Below are 17417 nucleotides of genomic sequence, written 5' to 3'. Positions count from 1 at the left end.
GGGCGCGGACGGACCTCCGCGGTGAGGAGACCGGCTCCGGGCCCTTTCTGTCGGCGGAGGAGGAGGCCGAGGAGCAAGCCTGGTGCGCGGGGCGCGAAGTGACGGAGCGTGGGGGCGCCGGAAGTCCGCACCCTCACCCGCCGGCATCTCCGGCGTGTCGGCGGGTGAGGTGCCGTCAGGTGCGGCGGCGGAGGGTGGTGGTGGGGGTGGTGCGGAAGGTGTTGCGGTAGTGGGCGGCGAAGTGGCCCGGGTGGGCGAAGCCCCAGCGCATGGCGATGGCGGTGACGGTGGTGGTGGCGGGGTCCGCGGCGAGCAGGTCGCGGTGGGCGGCGTGCAGGCGGACCTGGCGCAGGTGGGCGAGGGGCGTGGTGCCGAGGTGGCGGCGGAACGCGTACTGGAGGGCCCGGGGCGTGACGTAGGAGGCGCGCGCGATGTCGGCGACGGTGACGTCCTGCTGGGCGTGGGCGTCGATCCAGGAGAGGGCGCGGCGTAGCGTCCCGGGAGTGGCGTCGCGGCTGTCGGTGCGGGTGGGTTCGGTGCGGGCGCTGTGCGGGAGGGCGGCGAGGGCCGCGGCCGCGAGGTGCTGGGCGGCGGTGGCGGCGAGCAGTTCGGTGGGCGGGGCGGCGGCGTCGCCGAGGACGTGGTCGCGCAGGTAGGCGATGGTCGAGCCGAGGGCGTGGCCGGAGGCCGGGGTGAGCGGGCGGGCGCCGGTGAGCCGGACCGGGCCCGTGGAGTCGGAGCCGGCGGGTGCCAGCCCGTCCAGCAGGCTCGGGTCGAACATCGCGATGGTGTACCGGGCGGAGCGGACCTCGCCCTGGTAGGGCGTCTCGGGCGGGGTCAGCAGGAAGGTGTCGCCGGGCCCGTACACGTGCTCCTTGCCGCCGGTCCGGTCGATCAGGGTGCCGCTGTGCATGCTGATCAGGCAGACGCCGGGCAGTCCGTGCGCGTCGAACGCCATGTCGTAGCCGAAGCTGAGCCGGTCGATGCTGAGCTGCCGGACGGCGTGGCGGTCGATCCGGACCCGAGCGTCCTCGACCGGCCCGCCGATCCGCATCGGGGTGTACGCCGTCGACAGGAATTCCTCCGTCGCGTCGACGCTGGTGCTGTCGAACCGCAGGGTCTGCACGCTGCTCCATCGGCACGGGGACGGGTACGGCCGGTCCGGCGAGTGCCGCCTCCTCTTCGGCCCGAGGGTACGCGTGCCGCCGTGCGGGCGAAAACCCGGGCGTTCCGTTTCGGTCACCGGCTTCGCTCCGGCGGCTGACGGGAGGCGGTGTTTCGTTCTCGGGGCTGCGCGGGCGCGGCGATTCGGACACGGTCGAAGGGAGGCCCCACCGCGGGCGCCCGGCGGCGGAGAGAGGAGTCCGGCCATGAGCGGGGAACTGCCGGAGGAACTGCGTCGTGAACTGGCGACAGGACTGCGGATCACCCATCGTCCCGGCCCGTCCGGCACCTGCGTGGTCGAGGTCGCAGGGGAGGCCGACATGGACACCGCCCCCGCGCTCGCCAGCGCGCTGCGCGGGGCGCTGGACGGCCGGCCCGCACCGCGCACGGTGGTGGTGGACTGCTCGGAGCTCGGCTTCTGCTCCTCCTCCGGCCTGAACGAGCTGATCCGCGCCCACCGGGCGGCACTCGACGCGGGCGTGACCTTCCGGATCGGCGCGCCCAGCGCGCAGGTGTCGCGGCTGCTTCAGGTCACCGAGACGGACCGGGTCTTCGACATCGTCGACCGGGTGCCGTAGGCCCTCTCCTCCGGATTGACGGCACATCAGGGAACGGCCGCTCGCGTTTCCGGGACGGCCCGCCGGGTAGGCGCGGCGCCCAGGGGAGGGGAAAGAAAGGACCAACGGACGGGGGGAACGGAAAGGACCTCGTCATGGACACCCGTCGACCCGCCATTCCCATGCCGCAACTGCCTGCGGCCCGACGGCCCGAGGCGCGACCCGCCGGCCGCCCGGTGAGCGTCGGCGCATCCACCGGCCGGGGAGCGCGCCGCCCCCGCCCGCCGCGGAGCCGCCCACGGACGTCGAGCTGTACGCCGTCCTCGGCGAGGACTGACGCGGTGCCAGCCGGCGCGACACCAGCCGAACGAGCCCCGAGTCGTGGTGAGCGACCCGGGGCTCCTCCATGGGTCCGCCCGGTGTTTGAGGCGCCGGGCAGTGGCTAGCCGCTGGGCATGGCCTTCACACCGGAGTCCCGCACCGTGCGACCCGCCGCCGTCGACGACGGCCGGCCGGTTCCCGAGCCGCGTCGCGAGCCGCGTCGCGAGCCGCGTCGCGAGCCGCGTCCGTCGGGGCCGGGCGGGGCGTCGGAGGCGGTGCCGTGGATCTACCTCCGGCACGCCGGGCAGCGGCGGGCGGCCGGTCACCGGATGGCGGCCGTGCTGCTGGACCGCGACGGGATGCTGATCGAGGGCATCGCCTACAACGGCGACCCGGGCCGGGTCTATCCGCGGCCCGGTGCCCGGGAGGCCGTCGAGGAGCTGCGCGCCCTCGGGCTGCCGCTCGGCGTGGTCACCAACCAGTCCGGCGTCGGGCGGGGCATGCTGACGAGGTATCAGGTGGAGGTCGTCCACCGCCGGATCGAGGAGATGCTCGGCCCGTTCGACGTCTGGGCGGTCTGCCCGCACACCTCCGCCGACGGGTGCGACTGCCGCAAGCCCGCTCCCGGGCTCGTGCTGGCCGCCGCCCGCGCCCTGCGGGCCGACCCCCGGCGGACCACGGTGATCGGCGACACCGGCGCGGACCTCGCCGCCGCGGCGGCCGCCGGGGCGCACGGCATCCTGGTGCCCACCCTCGCCACCCGGCCCGAGGAGATCGTCGCCGCAGGCTCGCACCGCGCCGCCGATCTGCCCGCCGCGGTACGGAAGTTGCTCGCGGTCGAGGCCGTTCCGCGCTGAGCGCGCCGGCCGGAAGCCGGCACCGCGGGAGCGGAGGATTCGGGTGAACGGCCCGCGGGTAGGCGCGGGTTGCGGGGCCGGGCGGGTTGTGGAGCCCCTGGAGCAGCAGGGCCGAGGTGGAGTGATGGACAGCCCGCACGGTTACCGGATCGCCGTTCCCGGGCGTCCGGGATCGCACGCCCCGCAGGAGATGGTGGTGGTGTACCGGACGGGCGACACCACGGCCGAGGGGCATGCGGTGTATTCGGGGAAGGACGGCCTGCGGGTCGTCGTGCAGGGCCTGGTGGCCCGCTTCCTGGAGCCCTACCCGGAAGGCCTGTGCCACCCGTTCGGCTACGCGTACCCGCTGAGCGGCTGAGGCCGCGCGGCCGTACCCGCCGTGGAGGTCGGGCGCCGCTCAGTCGGCGGTGAGGAGCTGCGGCGAGAGCGTCTTGATCATGCTGTTGGTCCAGCGCATCTGCCGGAGCGTCTGCGGGTGGCAGCGGGTGGCGAGGTCGAGCAGGGCGCTGTCCCGGAGGGCCTGCGCGGCCTGGGCGAGCATCTCCCAGTGCAGGGAGTTGCGGGTGGCGTCCAGGTGAAGCGCGCACAGGTCGTCGAGCAGGGCGAGTTCGGGTGCGGGGCGCGGGGCGAGGTCCTCGGCGGCCTTGCGGCGCAGCCGGGTGAGCGGGGCGGGCTCGGGCGGTGCGGGCAGGTGGAGTCCGCGGTCGGCGGCGGCGTCGGCGATCCGGCGGGCGTGTTCGCCGGACCAGCCGGCCAGGTCGCTCGCCACGTGATGCAGTTCGGCTTCGTCGCGGTGCCGGTCGGCGGCGGCCAACAGGTCCTGCTGGAGGGCGAGTTCGCCGTGGTGCAGGGTGCGCAGGACGGCGCTGGTGCCGTTCATGGGGAGTCCTCCTCGGTGGTGCCGGCGTCCGCGGCGCCGGGTTCGGTCCGCTGCTCGGCGTACGCGTCGGGCCCGCCGGTGGTGGCGGGGACGGCGCCGGGGTCGACGGGGGCGGAGGCGGTGGTGGTCGGGGCGTTGGCATGCCGGCCGTACAGGCATTCCGGGCCGGGCCGCCCCCGGTTCGCCCGGTCCCCGTCGCCGCCGCGCGCCCCCACCATCCGGCCGTCGCGCACTGCGACGTCCCTCGCGTCGCCGTTGGAGTGCGGCAGCGACGCGGCCGGCGCCCAGCGCTGCACGTCCCGTTCGGTGAGGACGTCGGCCGGGCGGCTGTCCCGGCGCACCGGCCAGGACTGCCCGGGCCCGTGCGGGGTGCGCCCGTCCCATGGCGCGGCGATCCGGTCCGGTCGTCGGCGCATCGCGGGCCTCCTCCACTCGGACGGCTCCGGCACGCCGCGTGTACCCGGTCCGGCGGCCGTACACCACGCGCCGCCGGCCGTTACCGTGAACCCCCGCCCGCCGCGCCGGGGGCGGGACCGGAGGGGGCGGCGGGTGTTCGGGCGTTGACCGTCGCCGCGCGGACCGGGCCGCAGTTCCGCCTCGACGGCATCGCGCTGGTCGGCCGCCCCGTCGGCGAGGTGGAGGCCGACCTGATCCGGCACGCCGGCCGGCTCGACCAGGACCTGGTGTTCGACAGCGAGCACGAGTTCGGCCCGCAGGACGCGCACCTGTACGTGCGGGCCGACCGGGCCGGCGACCGGGTGATCAGCGGCCTCCGGCTGTTCGCCCCGGACCGGGACCACCGGCGCCGCCTCTGGCTCCCCCGCCGGGGCACTGCTGCGAACGGTGGGAAAACCTGCTGATCCGCGTGCGAACCGCGGCGGCGCGGGCACACGCGAACCATGGTGCGAATCGGATACACGATGATGACGGAGCAGCGCGGGCCGGCCGACCTGGTCGACGACGCGGTGCGCGCCGAGCGGGCCGGGTTCGACTTCTCGGTGATCTCCGACCACTACTTCCCCTGGCTGGACGAGCAGGGCCACGCCCCCAACGCCTGGGCGGTGCTCGGCGCGACCGCCCGCGCCACCGACGCGCTGCCGCTGATGACGTACGTGACCTGCCCGACCTTCCGCTACCACCCGGTGGTGGTGGCCCAGCAGGCCGCGACCGTGCAACTGCTCTCCGGCGGCCGGTTCCGGCTCGGGTTGGGCAGCGGCGAGAACCTCAACGAGCACGTGGTGGGCCGGGGTTGGCCGGCCGCCGCGGTGCGCCAGGAGATGCTGGCGGAGGCCGTGGAGATCATCCGGGCGCTGTTCGCCGGCGGGTACGTCACCCACCACGGGCGGCACTTCCAGGTGGACGGCGCGAAGCTCTGGGACCTGCCCGAGCAGCCCCCGCCGATCGGCGTCGCGGTGTCCGGACCGGTCTCCTGCGCGCTCGCCGGACGCCTCGCCGACCTGGTGATCGCCGTCCAGCCGGAACGGCGGCTGCTGACCGCGTTCGCCGAGCACGGCGGCGCCGGGAAGCCCGCCGTCGGACAGGTCCCGATCTGCTTCGACCGCGACCGCGACGCCGCCGTCACCCGTGCCCACCAGCAGTTCCGCTGGTTCGGCGGCGGATGGAAGGTCAACGCCGACCTCCCCGGCACGGCCGGCTTCGCCGCCGCCAGCGCGTACGTCCGGCCCGAGGACGTCGCCGAGTCCATCCCCTGCGGCTCCCGGACCGAGGACTTCGTGGCGGCCGTCCGCCCCTACCTGGAGGCCGGGTTCGACGAGGTCGCGCTGATCCAGGTCGGCGGCGACAGCCAGCCCGCCTTCACCGACTGGGCGGAGCGCGAGCTGCTGCCCGCGCTCCGCGAACTCTGACGGTCCGTCACATCATCGCCGCGGACGGCGTGTTCAAGGTCGTGGTTCCGCGTTCAAGGTCGCGGTTCAGGGGCGGAACAGCACCTTGACCGCGCCGTCCCGCTTCTGCTGGAACATCTCGTACGCCGCGGGCGCCTCGTCCAGCGGCAGGTGGTGGGTGGCGAAGCCGTCCACGCCGAGCGGGTCGGCGTCGGTGAGCAGCGGCAGCAGGTCGTCCGTCCAGCGGCGGACGTTGGCCTGGCCCATCCGCAACTGGATCTGCTTGTCGAACATGGTGAGCAGCGGCAGCGGATCGGTCATGCCGCCGTACACGCCCACCACGGAGACGGTGCCGCCGCGCCGCACCAGGTCGATCGCCAGGTGCAGGGCGTGCAGGCGGTCCACGCCGGCGCGCTGCATCAGGGCGCGGGCCAGCGCGTCCGGCAGCAGGCCGGCGGCGCGCTGCGCGACCGCCGCGCCGGGGGAGCCGTGCGCCTCCATGCCGACCGCGTCGATCACGCTGTCCGCACCCAGGCCGTCGGTCAGGTCGAGCACGGTCTGCGGCAGCAGCTCGGGCCGGTCGGTCAGGTCCAGGACGACCGCGCCGCGCTCCCGGGCGCGCTGCAGCCGCTCGGGCACCAGGTCCACGCCGATCACCCGCCGCACGCCCGGACGCTGAAGGGCCATCCGCACGCACATGTCGCCGATCGGGCCGAGCCCGAGCACCAGCAGCGTCCCGCCGTCCGGGACGTCCGCGTACTCGACGGCCTGCCAGGCCGTCGGCAGCACGTCCGACAGGAACACGAACCGGTCGTCCGGCGGCCCGTGCGGCACCTTCACCGGCAGCGTGTCGCCGAACGGGACGCGCAGCAACTCCGCCTGCCCGCCAGGCACTTGGCCGTACAGCTTGGTGTAGCCGAACAGCGCCGCGCCGCTCCCGTAGTCGCGCACCTGGGTGGTCTCGCACTGCGAGTGCAGGCCCGCCGTGCACATCCGGCAGGTCCCGCAGCTGACATTGAACGGCACCACCACCCGGTCGCCCGGGTGCAGCGTGCGCACCGCCGGGCCGGTCTCCCGGACCACGCCCATCGCCTCGTGGCCGAGGATGTCGCCCGGATCGAGGAACGGCCCGAGCACCTCGTACAGGTGCAGGTCGGAACCGCACAGGCCGGTGGACGTCACCTCCACCAGCACGTCCGTCGGGTCCTCGATCCGCGGGTCGGGCACCTGCTCCACCCGGACGTCCCGCCTGCCCTGCCACGTCACCGCACGCATCGCGCACTTCCATCGCTCGGCACTCGGCTCGGGCCCCGCGTCTGCCCGGGACGGGCGGGGGCCAAGCGGGCCGGGCACCTCCGGTCGCCTCCGTTCACGGGCGGCTGCGGCCCGGCGGTTCCCGTTCGACGGCCGGCGCCGGGCCTCGGCCGGCCGGCGCGGTTTCCGTTCGCGGCCGGTGGGCAGGCGCGGCCCATGGACCAGTCGCAGGCTCCCGTGCTGGAAGCGCTTTCCGCACTGCACGCCAACCCGCTCACCGCGTTCACGCCGCCCGGCCACAAGCAGGGCCGCGGCACCGACCCCCGGGTGCTGGACGTGCTCGGCGCGGACGTGTTCCGCTCCGACGTCCTCGCCACCGGCGGCCTGGACGACCGCACCGACTCGCACGGCACCCTCGGCCGCGCCCAGGAGCTGATGGCCGAAGCGGTCGACGCCGACCGCACCTTCTTCTCCACCTGCGGCAGCTCGCTGTCCGTGAAGGCCGCGATGCTCGCCGTCGCCGGACCGCACGAACACCTGCTGGTCGGCCGGGACGCCCACAAGTCGGTGATCGCCGGGCTGATCCTGGCCGGCATCCGCCCGATCTGGGTCGACCCGGCCTGGGACGCCGAACGGCACCTCGCCCACCCGCCCACCGCCGACGCCTACCGGGCGGCCCTCGCCGCCCACCCCGAGGCCCGCGGTGCACTCGTCACCTCGCCCACCCCGTACGGCAGTTGCGCCGACCTCCGGGCGATCGCCGACGCCTGCCACGAGCACGGCGTCCCGCTGCTGGTCGACGAGGCCTGGGGCGCGCACCTGCCGTTCCACCACGAGCTGCCCACCTGGGCGATGGACGCCGGCGCCGACCTCTGCGTCACCTCCGTCCACAAGATGGGCTCCGGCCTGGAGCAGGGCTCGGTCTTCCACCTGCGCGGCGACCTGATCGACCCCGTCGTCCTCGGCCGGTGCGCCGACCTGCTCGGCACCACCAGCCCCAACGTCCTGATCTACGCCGCTCTCGACGGCTGGCGGCGACAGATGGTCCAGCACGGCCCCCAGCTGTACGAGGACGCGCTCACGCTGGCCGCGCAGACCCGCGAACGGATCGACGCCATCGACGGCATGCACGTCCACGGCCACGCCGACTTCTGCGGGCCCGGCCTCGCCGCCGACCTCGACCCGCTGCAGATCATCATCGACATCACCGGGCTCGGCACCACCGGCTACCGGGCCGGCGACTGGCTGCGCGCCCACCACCAGGTCACCGCCCACCTGTGCGACCACCGCCGGATCAGCGCCCAGCTCACCCACGCCGACGACCCCGTCACCACCGGCACCCTGCTCGACGCCCTCACCGAACTCGCCGCCCACGCCCCCGAACTGACCCCGGCCGCACAGGTGGACGTCCCCGGCCCCCGCGAACTCCGGCTGGAACAGGCCGAGTTGCCGCGCGACGCGTTCTTCGGACCGGTCGAGACGGTCGAACTCGCCGACGCGGACGGCCGGATCGCCGCCGAGATGCTCACCCCGTACCCGCCCGGCATCCCCGCCGCCCTGCCCGGCGAACGGCTGAACCGCCCCGTCCTCGACTACCTGCGCACCGGCCTCGCCGCCGGCATGCTCGTCCCGGACGCGGCCGACCCGGCGCTGCGCACCGTCCGCGTCACGGCGAAGAGTTGACGCGGCCTCACGGCCGTTTCCGGAACGCGGGCTCCCTGGCGGTCAGTTGACCGGCCGGCATCCGGCTGAGCGCGGGGGTGGACCGCTTCGACGGGGGTGCGGGCCGCGAGTTCGCAGCCGATGGTCCGGAGCACGGCGTGGTCGCGGAGGTCGCGGGCAGCTGAGGCGGGTGACGGCATCCACCCATGATCGTGGCAGGCGGCGGCCCGGTCGAGGCGATGTCGGCCGGGCCTCAAGAGCCTTGTGCCCCGGGCTCGTTGGTGCGGCCGGCCGCGCGGTCGGCGAGGGTGGTCAGGGCCGGGGCGACGCGGCCGGTGCGGCGGCGGCCTCGTGGCCGGGCAGTTGTGGTCCGGGTCCGGGCCGGGGCCCGGCAGCAGGCGGCCGGCGAGGGCGAGCAGCCGGCCGGTGGTGGCCGGGGCGACGCCCTGGAGGCGGGTGGCGAGCTTCGCGGCCGGGGTCAGGGTCAGCTCGGCCCGGCCGGACTCGGCGGCGCGGACGATCCGCCGGGCCGCCCGGCCGGCGTCCATGGACAGCAGCGGCGCGCCGGAGGCGGTGGCGAACCAGGAGTACTCGTGCCGCGCCCGGCCCGAGAACTGCGCCGCCAGGTGGGAGCCGGTCCGCATCAACCCCGGTATCACGGTGGTGACTTGGACGCCGCTGCCGGACAGCTCCACCCGCAGGCCGCGGGAGAACGCGGCCAGCGCCGCCTTCGCCGTGTCGTACGGCAGCAGGTGCGGGGCGGGGACGGGGCCGCCGATCGAGGCGATGGTCACCAGCGAGCCCGTGCCGCGCTCGCGCATGCCGGGCAGGACGGCCAGGACCAGGTCGACCGGGGCGCGGACCATGGTGTCCCAGGCGGTGCGGAAGTCCTCCTCGCGCAGGGCGGCCAGCGGTCCGACCTGGATCACCCCGGCGTTGTTGACCAGCACGTCGACCGGCCCGAGCCGGTCGGTCACCCGCTCCACCAGGTCACCGGCCGCGCCCGGCGCGGTCAGGTCGCACTCCAGCGCCGCGCAGCGGGTGGTGAGCTTCGTCAACCGCTGCTCGGCGACGATGAGTTGCTGCCGGTCGCGGGCGCACACGGCGACCCGGCAGCCGCGCCGGGCCAGCTCCTCGGCGATCAGCAGGCCCAGGCCGCGCGAGCCGCCCGTGACCAGCGCCGTCCTCCCGGCCAGATCCACTCGTGCCACGACCGCCACCTCTCCTCCGACGGGTCCTGTCGCTTGCCGTGCGGCGCGCCTGCCCGAGCGGGGTGCGGCGGAAACGGCAGCGGGCCGGGCGGCCGCGGCGGGAGATTCACCCGAGCAGCCCCGTTTCCCGCTCCGCCCGGCCGGTTAGCCGCGTCGGTGAGTGTGACGTCCGTCGGCCGGGTCCGGCGGGCCACCGACCACGTCCCCGGAGGAGACCCTCATGCACGGCGAAGACACCCACCCCGACGTCCCCGGCGTGCCCGCGCCCGAGGAACCGACGGTGCAGGAGCCGACGGAGCCGCGCGCCCCGCTGCCGCCCAAGCCCGACCAGGGGGCCCCGGCCCCGGTCTCCGCGACCGGACGCGGCCCGCAGGACGGCGCGGCGGCCAGGTCGCAGGACGGCGCGTACCTGACGAACGCCCAGGGCACCCGGCTGCCGGACTCCGACCACTCGCTGAAGGCCGGCCCGCGCGGGCCGGTGCTGCTGCAGGACCACCACCTGCGCGAGAAGATCACCCACTTCGACCACGAGCGGATCCCCGAGCGGGTCGTGCACGCCCGCGGGGCCGCCGCGCACGGCGTCTTCGAGTCGTACGGGGCGGGCGCCGGGATCAGCCGGGCCGCGTTCCTCGCCGCCGGGGCCCGGACGCCGGTGTTCGTGCGGTTCTCCACCGTGCTGGGCTCGCGCGGCTCCGCAGACACCGTCCGCGACACCCGCGGCTTCGCGACCAAGTTCTACACCGACGAGGGCGTGTTCGACCTGGTCGGCAACAACATCCCGGTGTTCTTCATCCAGGACGCGATCAAGTTCCCCGACGTGGTGCACGCCGCCAAGCCGCACCCCGACCGGGAGATCCCGCAGGCGCAGTCCGCGCACGACACCTTCTGGGACTTCGTCTCGCTGCACACCGAGGCCACCCACCACACGCTGTGGAACATGTCCGACCGGGGCATCCCGCGCTCCTACCGGATGATGGAGGGCTTCGGCATCCACACCTTCCGGCTGGTCGCCGCCGACGGCTCCACCTGCCTGGTCAAGTGGCACTGGAAGCCGAAGCTCGGCGTGCACTCGCTGACCTGGGACGAGGCCCAGCAACTCGGCGGCCTGGACCCGGACTTCCACCGCCGCGACCTCGCCGACGCGATCGAGGCCGGCGCGTTCCCGCAGTGGGAGCTGGGCGTCCAGGTCATGCCCGACACGCCCGAGCAGACCTTCGAGGGCATCGACCTGCTCGACCCGACCAAGATCGTCCCGGAGGAGCTGGCCCCGGTCCGGCCGCTCGGCCTGATGACGCTGAACGCCAACCCCACCAACTTCTTCGCCGAGACCGAACAGGTCGCCTTCCACCCCGGACACCTCGTCCCCGGCATCGACATCACCGACGACCCGCTGCTGTCCGGGCGGCTGTTCTCCTACCTGGACACCCAGATCACCCGGCTCGGCGGACCCAACTTCGCGCAGATCCCGGTCAACCGCACCCACGCGCCCGTCAACGACATGCTGCGCGACGGCTTCCACCAGGACGCGGTGCACCCCGGCGTCGCTCCCTACAAGCCGAACTCGCTGGACGGCGGCTGCCCGTTCTTCGCGGGCGCCGAGGAGCACGCGTTCGTCGAACACCCGCTGCCCGTCGCCGAGTCGAAGAAGGTCCGGGAGTCCCCGGCGTCCTTCGCCGACCACTTCAGCCAGCCGCGGCAGTTCTGGCTCAGCATGACGCCGGTCGAGCAGGAGCACATCATCGCCGCGTACACCTTCGAACTCGGCAAGTGCCGTGAACCCGCCGTCCGGGAACGGACGTTGCTCGCCCTCGCCCGGATCGACGCCCGGCTGTGCGCCCAGGTCGCGGACGGCCTCGGCCTGCCCGCACCGGAGGGTGAGACCGTCGAGGTCGACCCCAGCCCCGCGCTGTCCCAGCTCGGTGCGCGCTGGCCGGTCGCCGGACGCACCGTCGGCATCCTCACCGGCCCCGACACCGACCCCGAGGCGCTCGCCGCCGTCCGCGAGGCCGCCCTCGCCGCCGACCTCGTGCCGCTGGTGGTGGCCCCCTCCGGCGGCGACCCCGACCGCGTCCAGCGCAGCTTCGCCACCGCCCGGTCCGTCGAGTTCGACGCCGTCCTGCTGGCCGGCACCCCCGGCCCCGCGGCCGACGCGACCCCCGTACGCGACGCCCGCGCGGCCGGCCCCGACGACACCGTCGACCCGCGCATCGCCCTGCTGCTCGGCGAGGCCTGGCGGCACGCCAAGGCCATCGGCGGCTGGGGCGAGCCCGCCCGCGACACCCTCACCGCCGCCGGCCTCCCGGCCGACGGGGAGGGCGTGGTGCTGGGCGAGGACCCCGTGCAGGTGCTCCGCGAGGTGGCGGACCTGCTCGCCGAACACCGGGTGTGGAAGCGCTTTCCCGCTCCCGGCGGCGGTGAGTGACGGGGCGTCGGGTCAGCCGATCGGCAGCCACTTCCAGACCTCGTAGACCTTCCAGGCGCCGGTGTCGCCGTCCACCAGGGTCGGCTGGATCCGGATGGAGCCCGTCTCCTTCATGTCGTCGTTGCACTCGAACCAGGTGCCGGCGCCCTGCGAGTTGCGTCAGTAGCCGTTGCGGCCGTAGTCGGTGGCCCAGAGGGCGACCGCGGACCGGCCGTCCTTGGCGCTGTCGTACACCCGCACCTTGTCGCCGTAGGCCTCGAAGCAGACGGTGACTCCGGGGGCTTCGACGCAGTGGCCGCCCGCCGCGAGCGCCGGCTGCGGCGCGGTGACGGTGGCGCCGGCGACGCCAAGGACCGGGCCCGGCCGGCCGGCCGGCTCACCTTCTCCGAACGGCTGCGCCCCATCGACCTGGCCGTCCGCGACTGGGCCCGCCGCGACCCCGCCGTCGCCGAGCGCCTGCGCCGCGTCGACAACCGGCGCATGGAGCTGCTGCGCGAGACGATCGGCACCTTCTGCACCGACCCCGACGAGATCGAGGCCCGCAGCCTGATGGCCTTCTGCATGGCCATCGGCAGCCACTTCCTCGCCGCCGAGCACCCCGGCCGCACCCGCGCCGAGGTCATCGAGACGGCCGGCTCGCTCATCCTCGACCGCCCACCGCACCGCCTCGGCCACTGACCGGACGGCCGGCTCCCGGGGCGGTGCGCCCCGGGGCGGGGCCTCAGCAGACCACGGTCTTGCGGTAGGTGCCGACTTTCAGCACCAGTTCACGGCTGGCCCGGTTCGCGAGCCGCAGGCAGCTGCTGTCGTACCAGCCGTCCACGATCACCTTGACGTGCATCGTCCGGCCGCAGTTGTTCTCCAGCCACACGTGCTGGCCGTCCGGCATCTCGTCCACCACGCGGGCGATGCACGCCGGGGCGGTGCCGCCGGCGGCGTGGGCGGCGGGCGCGGTGGCGAGGGCGACCCCGAGGACGGTCAGGGCAGTGGTGGCCGCGGCGGCGTGCTGACGGAAACGCATCGTGAGAGCTCCCTTCGGCGGCACGGCCCGCGGACCCGTGCTGGTGGTGGCCCGTGCCGCTTCGAGCATCGAGTCCGGCCCCGCGACCGGTCAATCACTCACAGTGATGAAGCAGGGGCCCGGTGGCCGTTGCCGGCGCGTGACGGCGACGCGCGCCGCCCGGGTGCTGCTGCGCCCCTCGCCCGGGAGAGGGTGTCGCGCCCCGGGCGACCGGCTGCCTGGGTAGCCTCACGGCTTTCGGGCAGGCTCCCTGCATGGGTATCCCCATCCCGTCCGGGGCGGCGTCCTGGCGGCTTCCGCCGGTGCCGCAGAGCGTCGCGCTCGCCCGGCGGTTCGTCCGCTCGCTGCTGGACGGCGTCGGGCCCGCCGTGGCGGACACCGCCGCGCTGCTGACCGGCGAGCTGGCGACCAACGCGGTGCTGCACGCGCGCACCGAGTTCGAGGTACGGGCCTGGGTCGGCGAGGGACGGGTGCACGTCCGGGTCAGCGATCAGCGGCCGGAGCGCGGCCTGGTGCCGCACGACCACCGGCCGTACGCCTGCACCGGCCGGGGCCTGACCCTGGTCGAGGAGCTGGCGCCCAGTCACGGCGTCCACAGCACCGCCGACCGCAAGACGGTCTGGTTCGAACTCTGGCCCGAACCGCCGGCGCCGCCGACCTCCGCCTGGGAGACCGTGCCGCCGTCCGGCCGGAACGTCAACGTGACGCTGACCGACGTGCCGTACGCCCTGTACTGGGCGGCGCAGCAGCACTGGGAGGGACTGCTGCGCGAGCTGTACCTGACCCGCGAGCTGGAGGCGCGGACCGGCGTCCGGCGGGAGGACCTCGCCGTCGCCCAGGACGTGAGCAACGTGATCTGCTCCTGCATGAAGGTCGCCGTGCAGCAGGAGACCCCCGACAGTTCGACGCTCTCCCTGCTGGTGGCCTTCCCCGCCGGAGCCGCCGCGGCCGTGGCCGTCCTGCGCGGCGTGATCGACGAGGCCGAGGTGGCCGGCCGGCAGGGAGCCCTGCTCAGCCTGCCCGCCCTCCCGCAGATCCGGGCCTTCCCGCACTGGCTGTTCGACCAGGTCGGCCGCCAGCTCGCCGGCGCGGACCCCACCGCCTGGACCCTCACCTCCGGTGAACCCAACGGCACGCCCACCGAGTTGGCCCCCTGGGACGCCGGCGAGGTGGAGACCGCCAGCGCGCCGACCGTCGCCGCCGACGACCTGAACCGGATCATCGCGGTCAACACCGCGGCGGCGGAACTGCTGGGCTGGTCGCCGACCGAACTCGTCGGCCGGCCGCTGACCGTGCTGATGCCCGAGCACCTGCGCGAACGCCACGTGGCCGCGTTCAGCTCCCTGCTGCTCACCGGGGAGGCCCGCACCCTGGGACTCTCCATCCCGCTTCCCGCGCAGCACCGCGACGGCCGGCTGGTCCCCGTCCGGCTCCAGGTTCAGACCCAGGAGGCCGTCGACGGGCGCACCGTCTTCGTCGCCCAACTCACGTCCAGATCAGCCCCGTTCGGCCGGTCGCCGGCCCGCGAGGAGGGCAGGTACACCAGTCCGCAGCCGGGCCCGGTGAGCCTGCCGAGCACCACGACGAAGGCGAAACGGGCCAGCGTCTCCCGATCGGCGCTGGAACGGCTGTCCCTGATGGCCGACATCGGCAGCGCGATGACCAGCACCCCGGTGCTGGGGGAGCGGCTGCGGCGGGTGTGCGGCGTGCTCACCCAGCGGCTCGCCGAGTGGTGCACGGTGGTCCTGGTCGACGAGCAGGGGCACACCGAGCGGGCCTGCTTCGCCCACCGCGACCCGCAGCTCCAGGTCAGCGGGGTGTCCATCGGCCGGCTCCCCGCGGTCTCCGAGACCGCGCAGGGATCGCTGCCCCGGGTGCTGCGCGGCGCGGGCCCGCTACTGGTCACCGACATCCCGGAGCCCGGCCGGGCCGAGAGCCCGCTCGACGCCCAACAACTGCAACTGTTCGAGCAGTTGGACGCGGACTCGGCGATCGTCGCCCCGCTGCGGGCCCGCCGGGAGGTGCTCGGCGCGCTCACCCTGGTGCGCACCAGGCAGGAGCATCCGTTCACCAAGGACGACGTCCTGCTGGTCGCCGAACTGGCCCGCAACATCGCCTTCGGCGTGGACAACGCCCGGATGTTCCAGCAGACCCGCCACACCGCCGAGCGCCTCCAGCGCGCCCTGCTGCCCGAACTGCCCGAGGCCGGCCACCTGAGGATGGCCGCCCGCTACGTCCCCTCCAGCACCACCGCCGAGGTCGGCGGCGACTGGTACGACGCGTTCGTGCTGCCCCCGGGCGACACCGTGCTCGTCATCGGCGACGTGGCGGGCCACGACCTCAAGGCCGCCGTCACCATGAGCGCCCTGCGCAACATGCTGCGCGGCATCGCCGTGGACCGCCCCGAACCGCCCGGCGACGTCCTCCGCCACCTCGACCACGCCAGCCAGACCCTTTACCCGCACTCCACCGCGACCTGCGTCTACGCCCTGATCAAGGGCGACGAGGGCGGCCCCTGGGACCTCCACCACTCCTCCGCCGGCCACCTGCCCCCGCTGCTCACCACCGCCGAGGGCGAGACCCGCTACCTCGACGGCGGCGCGGGCCTGTTGATCGGCATGGACGTCGACCTGCCGCGCCCCACCGCCCAGGACCGGCTGCCGCCGCACTCCACCCTGCTGCTGTACACCGACGGCCTCGTCGAACGCCGAGGAGAACCCCTCGACGCCGCCATGGCACGCCTCCGGCGCCACACCGCCGCCCTCGCCCGGCAGCCCGTCGACGTCTTCTGCGACGAACTGATCATCACCCTCGGCGCCGACAGCACCGACGACATCGCCCTACTCGCCCTGCGCCCCACGCCGACCGGCTGAACGTCGCCCCCGGGAGCCTTCCGTACGCCCCCTCCGTGGCGGACACCGACCGCCCGGGGCTCGACGCGCGTGCGGGATGAGTTCCGGCGCGTCGGGCCTCGGGCGGGGTTTGGGGCGCTTCGGGTGCTGCCAGGTAGGGCGGCTTCGGGTCCGCCCCGGTACGGGCCGTGCCTGGGCAGGCGGTTGTCGGCTCAGACGACGTCGGCCGGGCGGCCGGCGAAGGTGCTCACCAGGGCGCGGTCGAAGGCCGGCAGGTCGTCCGGTTTGCGGCTGGACACCAGGGTGTTGGGGCCGTCCACGCAGATCACCACCTCCTGGTCCACCCAGCGGGCGCCCGCGTTCAGCAGGTCGGTCCGCAGGCTCGGCCAGGACGTCAGGGTGCGGCCGTTCACCGCGCCGGCCTCGATCAGCGTCCACGGGCCGTGGCAGATCACCGCGACCGGTTTGCCGCGCGCGAAGAAGCCGCTGACGAAGTCCACGGCATGCCGGTCGGTCCGCAGGAAGTCCGGGTTCGCCACGCCGCCGGGCAGTACCAGCGCGTCGAAGTCGGCGGCCGAGGTGTTCGCGGCGACCTCGTCGACCGTGAACTCGTCCGCCCGGTCGAGGTGGTGGAACGCCCGGATCTTGCCCGCCTCGGTGGACACCAGTCGCGGCGTCCCCCCGTGGTCCAGGACCGCCTGCCACGGCGAGGTCAGCTCGACCTGCTCCGTCCCTTCGGGCGCCGCCAGAAACGCGACAGTGACTCCGTCCAACTCGTTCATGTCCACTCCACTCCGGAACTCGCTCGTTCGACCCCCCTCTCGCCGCGTCTCACCGCGAACGCCGCCCGCCAAACCGGCCCCGGCCGTCCGCCCGGTCCGACCGGGGCCGACGCGGAAAACGGGAGGAAATGGACCGGAACGGACACTCGGGCGGCATAGGCTGGAGCCCGAGGACGGCGGAGGCGAGGAGACGGTGACGCTCGGCGAGAACCGGTCCGCGATGGAGGCCACGGTCGACCGGTTGCGGACGGAACTGGAAGGTCTGCGCTCCGCGATGCGCACCCGGGCGGTGATCGAACAGGCCAAGGGCCTGCTGGTCGGCCGGCTGGGATGCACCCCCGAGCAGGCGTTCGAGGAACTGTCGCGCCGCTCCCAGCAGGAGAACCGCAAACTCACCCGGGTCGCCGCCGACCTGGTCGCCACCGCCGCACCCCGACCGGCCGCCCGCGCCACCGATCCGGACCGGACAGCCGGGCGCACCCCGTCGGCCGCCGACGACTCCGAGTCCGTCGGGCCCCTCGATTCCGTCGATGCCGCCGATACCGTCAATGCTGCCGAGAGTGCCGAAGATGCCGGGCCGCCGCCCGCCG

The 17417-nt window shown here is 74.7% G+C and carries 16 protein-coding genes and 1 pseudogene; 10 read left to right on the top strand and 7 right to left on the bottom strand.

Annotated elements, in window-relative coordinates:
- Nucleotides 1-175 precede the first annotated feature (175 nt).
- The gene (locus KCH_RS03330; RefSeq protein WP_035858778.1) at nt 176-1126 is read right to left on the bottom strand and encodes an AraC family transcriptional regulator; all 951 of its coding nucleotides are present in this window, start codon (nt 1124-1126) and stop codon (nt 176-178) included.
- A 244-nt stretch (nt 1127-1370) separates the two neighbouring features.
- Between KCH_RS03330 and KCH_RS03325 the strand changes: the two genes are divergently transcribed.
- The 3 genes from KCH_RS03325 (at nt 1371) to KCH_RS03315 (ending at nt 3257) form a co-directional block, all read left to right on the top strand.
- Nucleotides 1371-1742, top strand: coding sequence for an STAS domain-containing protein (locus tag KCH_RS03325; protein ID WP_051652688.1), 372 nt, complete (start codon nt 1371-1373; stop codon nt 1740-1742).
- A 575-nt stretch (nt 1743-2317) separates the two neighbouring features.
- Nucleotides 2318-2899: an HAD-IIIA family hydrolase gene (locus tag KCH_RS03320; protein ID WP_051652687.1), complete on the top strand. Its 582-nt coding sequence runs from the start codon at nt 2318-2320 to the stop codon at nt 2897-2899.
- Between the two features lie 124 nt (nt 2900-3023).
- Entirely contained in the window at nt 3024-3257 is a 234-nt protein-coding gene (locus KCH_RS03315) for a DUF6296 family protein (RefSeq protein WP_035858775.1), read from the top strand.
- Between the two features lie 39 nt (nt 3258-3296).
- Here the strand turns inward: KCH_RS03315 and KCH_RS03310 are convergent, their stop codons facing one another.
- Both KCH_RS03310 and KCH_RS03305 read right to left on the bottom strand, forming a co-directional pair.
- Entirely contained in the window at nt 3297-3779 is a 483-nt protein-coding gene (locus tag KCH_RS03310) for a hypothetical protein (RefSeq protein ID WP_035858772.1), read from the bottom strand.
- Nucleotides 3776-4195: a hypothetical protein gene (locus KCH_RS03305; protein WP_035858769.1), complete on the bottom strand. Its 420-nt coding sequence runs from the start codon at nt 4193-4195 to the stop codon at nt 3776-3778. The genes KCH_RS03310 and KCH_RS03305 overlap by 4 nt, the downstream gene beginning before the upstream one ends.
- A 144-nt stretch (nt 4196-4339) precedes the next feature.
- On the opposite strand from KCH_RS03305, the gene KCH_RS03300 reads away from it, so the two are divergent.
- On the top strand, nt 4340-4639 hold the full coding sequence (locus KCH_RS03300; RefSeq protein ID WP_035858766.1) for a hypothetical protein: 300 nt from the start codon (nt 4340-4342) through the stop codon (nt 4637-4639).
- A gap of 39 nt (nt 4640-4678) precedes the next feature.
- A complete protein-coding gene (locus KCH_RS03295) occupies nt 4679-5644 on the top strand; it encodes an LLM class F420-dependent oxidoreductase (RefSeq protein ID WP_035858763.1) in 966 nt (321 codons plus the stop codon).
- A 66-nt stretch (nt 5645-5710) separates the two neighbouring features.
- On the opposite strand, the gene KCH_RS03290 is transcribed toward KCH_RS03295, so the two are convergent.
- Nucleotides 5711-6898, bottom strand: coding sequence for an alcohol dehydrogenase catalytic domain-containing protein (locus tag KCH_RS03290; RefSeq protein WP_035858760.1), 1188 nt, complete (start codon nt 6896-6898; stop codon nt 5711-5713).
- A gap of 195 nt (nt 6899-7093) precedes the next feature.
- Between KCH_RS03290 and KCH_RS03285 the strand changes: the two genes are divergently transcribed.
- Entirely contained in the window at nt 7094-8560 is a 1467-nt protein-coding gene (locus tag KCH_RS03285; protein WP_035858757.1) for an aminotransferase class I/II-fold pyridoxal phosphate-dependent enzyme, read from the top strand.
- Here the strand turns inward: KCH_RS03285 and KCH_RS03280 are convergent.
- Nucleotides 8470-9750: an SDR family NAD(P)-dependent oxidoreductase gene (locus KCH_RS03280; protein ID WP_244305124.1), complete on the bottom strand. Its 1281-nt coding sequence runs from the start codon at nt 9748-9750 to the stop codon at nt 8470-8472. The two genes, KCH_RS03285 and KCH_RS03280, sit on opposite strands and share 91 nt — an antisense overlap.
- 220 nt (nt 9751-9970) lie before the next feature.
- Between KCH_RS03280 and KCH_RS03275 the strand changes: the two genes are divergently transcribed.
- A complete protein-coding gene (locus tag KCH_RS03275) occupies nt 9971-12172 on the top strand; it encodes a catalase (protein ID WP_035858754.1) in 2202 nt (733 codons plus the stop codon).
- A gap of 366 nt (nt 12173-12538) precedes the next feature.
- Nucleotides 12539-12850: pseudogene (locus tag KCH_RS40875) on the top strand (TetR/AcrR family transcriptional regulator); the annotation flags it as partial.
- Between the two features lie 43 nt (nt 12851-12893).
- Here KCH_RS40875 and KCH_RS03265 read toward each other — a convergent pair.
- Nucleotides 12894-13193, bottom strand: a complete 300-nt coding sequence (locus KCH_RS03265) for a hypothetical protein (RefSeq protein ID WP_035858751.1) — start codon at nt 13191-13193, stop codon at nt 12894-12896.
- Nucleotides 13194-13447: 254 nt separating this feature from the next.
- Between KCH_RS03265 and KCH_RS03260 the strand changes: the two genes are divergently transcribed.
- A complete protein-coding gene (locus tag KCH_RS03260) occupies nt 13448-16066 on the top strand; it encodes a SpoIIE family protein phosphatase (RefSeq protein ID WP_035858749.1) in 2619 nt (872 codons plus the stop codon).
- A 191-nt stretch (nt 16067-16257) separates the two neighbouring features.
- Here the strand turns inward: KCH_RS03260 and KCH_RS03255 are convergent, their stop codons facing one another.
- On the bottom strand, nt 16258-16827 hold the full coding sequence (locus KCH_RS03255) for a type 1 glutamine amidotransferase domain-containing protein (protein ID WP_035858747.1): 570 nt from the start codon (nt 16825-16827) through the stop codon (nt 16258-16260).
- A gap of 193 nt (nt 16828-17020) precedes the next feature.
- On the opposite strand from KCH_RS03255, the gene KCH_RS03250 reads away from it, so the two are divergent.
- The coding region (locus tag KCH_RS03250) for an ANTAR domain-containing protein (protein ID WP_035858744.1) at nt 17021-17417 on the top strand (397 nt) is incomplete at its 3' end.

This window comes from Kitasatospora cheerisanensis KCTC 2395 (genome assembly GCF_000696185.1).
In the GTDB taxonomy this organism is placed as follows: domain Bacteria; phylum Actinomycetota; class Actinomycetes; order Streptomycetales; family Streptomycetaceae; genus Kitasatospora; species Kitasatospora cheerisanensis.
This window is presented reverse-complemented; position numbering and strand designations above follow the sequence as displayed.

What these genes read in the sequence shown, in the direction of transcription:
- KCH_RS03305 (WP_035858769.1), bottom strand. Translation starts at nt 4,195, where the DNA reads ATGCGCCGACGACCGGACCGGATCGCCGCGCCATGGGACGGGCGCACC.
- KCH_RS03315 (WP_035858775.1), top strand. Translation starts at nt 3,024, where the DNA reads ATGGACAGCCCGCACGGTTACCGGATCGCCGTTCCCGGGCGTCCGGGA.
- KCH_RS03275 (WP_035858754.1), top strand. Translation starts at nt 9,971, where the DNA reads ATGCACGGCGAAGACACCCACCCCGACGTCCCCGGCGTGCCCGCGCCC.
- KCH_RS03260 (WP_035858749.1), top strand. Translation starts at nt 13,448, where the DNA reads ATGGGTATCCCCATCCCGTCCGGGGCGGCGTCCTGGCGGCTTCCGCCG.
- KCH_RS03295 (WP_035858763.1), top strand. Translation starts at nt 4,679, where the DNA reads ATGGTGCGAATCGGATACACGATGATGACGGAGCAGCGCGGGCCGGCC.
- KCH_RS03265 (WP_035858751.1), bottom strand. Translation starts at nt 13,193, where the DNA reads ATGCGTTTCCGTCAGCACGCCGCCGCGGCCACCACTGCCCTGACCGTC.
- KCH_RS03290 (WP_035858760.1), bottom strand. Translation starts at nt 6,898, where the DNA reads ATGCGTGCGGTGACGTGGCAGGGCAGGCGGGACGTCCGGGTGGAGCAG.
- KCH_RS03325 (WP_051652688.1), top strand. Translation starts at nt 1,371, where the DNA reads ATGAGCGGGGAACTGCCGGAGGAACTGCGTCGTGAACTGGCGACAGGA.
- KCH_RS03310 (WP_035858772.1), bottom strand. Translation starts at nt 3,779, where the DNA reads ATGAACGGCACCAGCGCCGTCCTGCGCACCCTGCACCACGGCGAACTC.
- KCH_RS03285 (WP_035858757.1), top strand. Translation starts at nt 7,094, where the DNA reads ATGGACCAGTCGCAGGCTCCCGTGCTGGAAGCGCTTTCCGCACTGCAC.
- KCH_RS03255 (WP_035858747.1), bottom strand. Translation starts at nt 16,827, where the DNA reads ATGAACGAGTTGGACGGAGTCACTGTCGCGTTTCTGGCGGCGCCCGAA.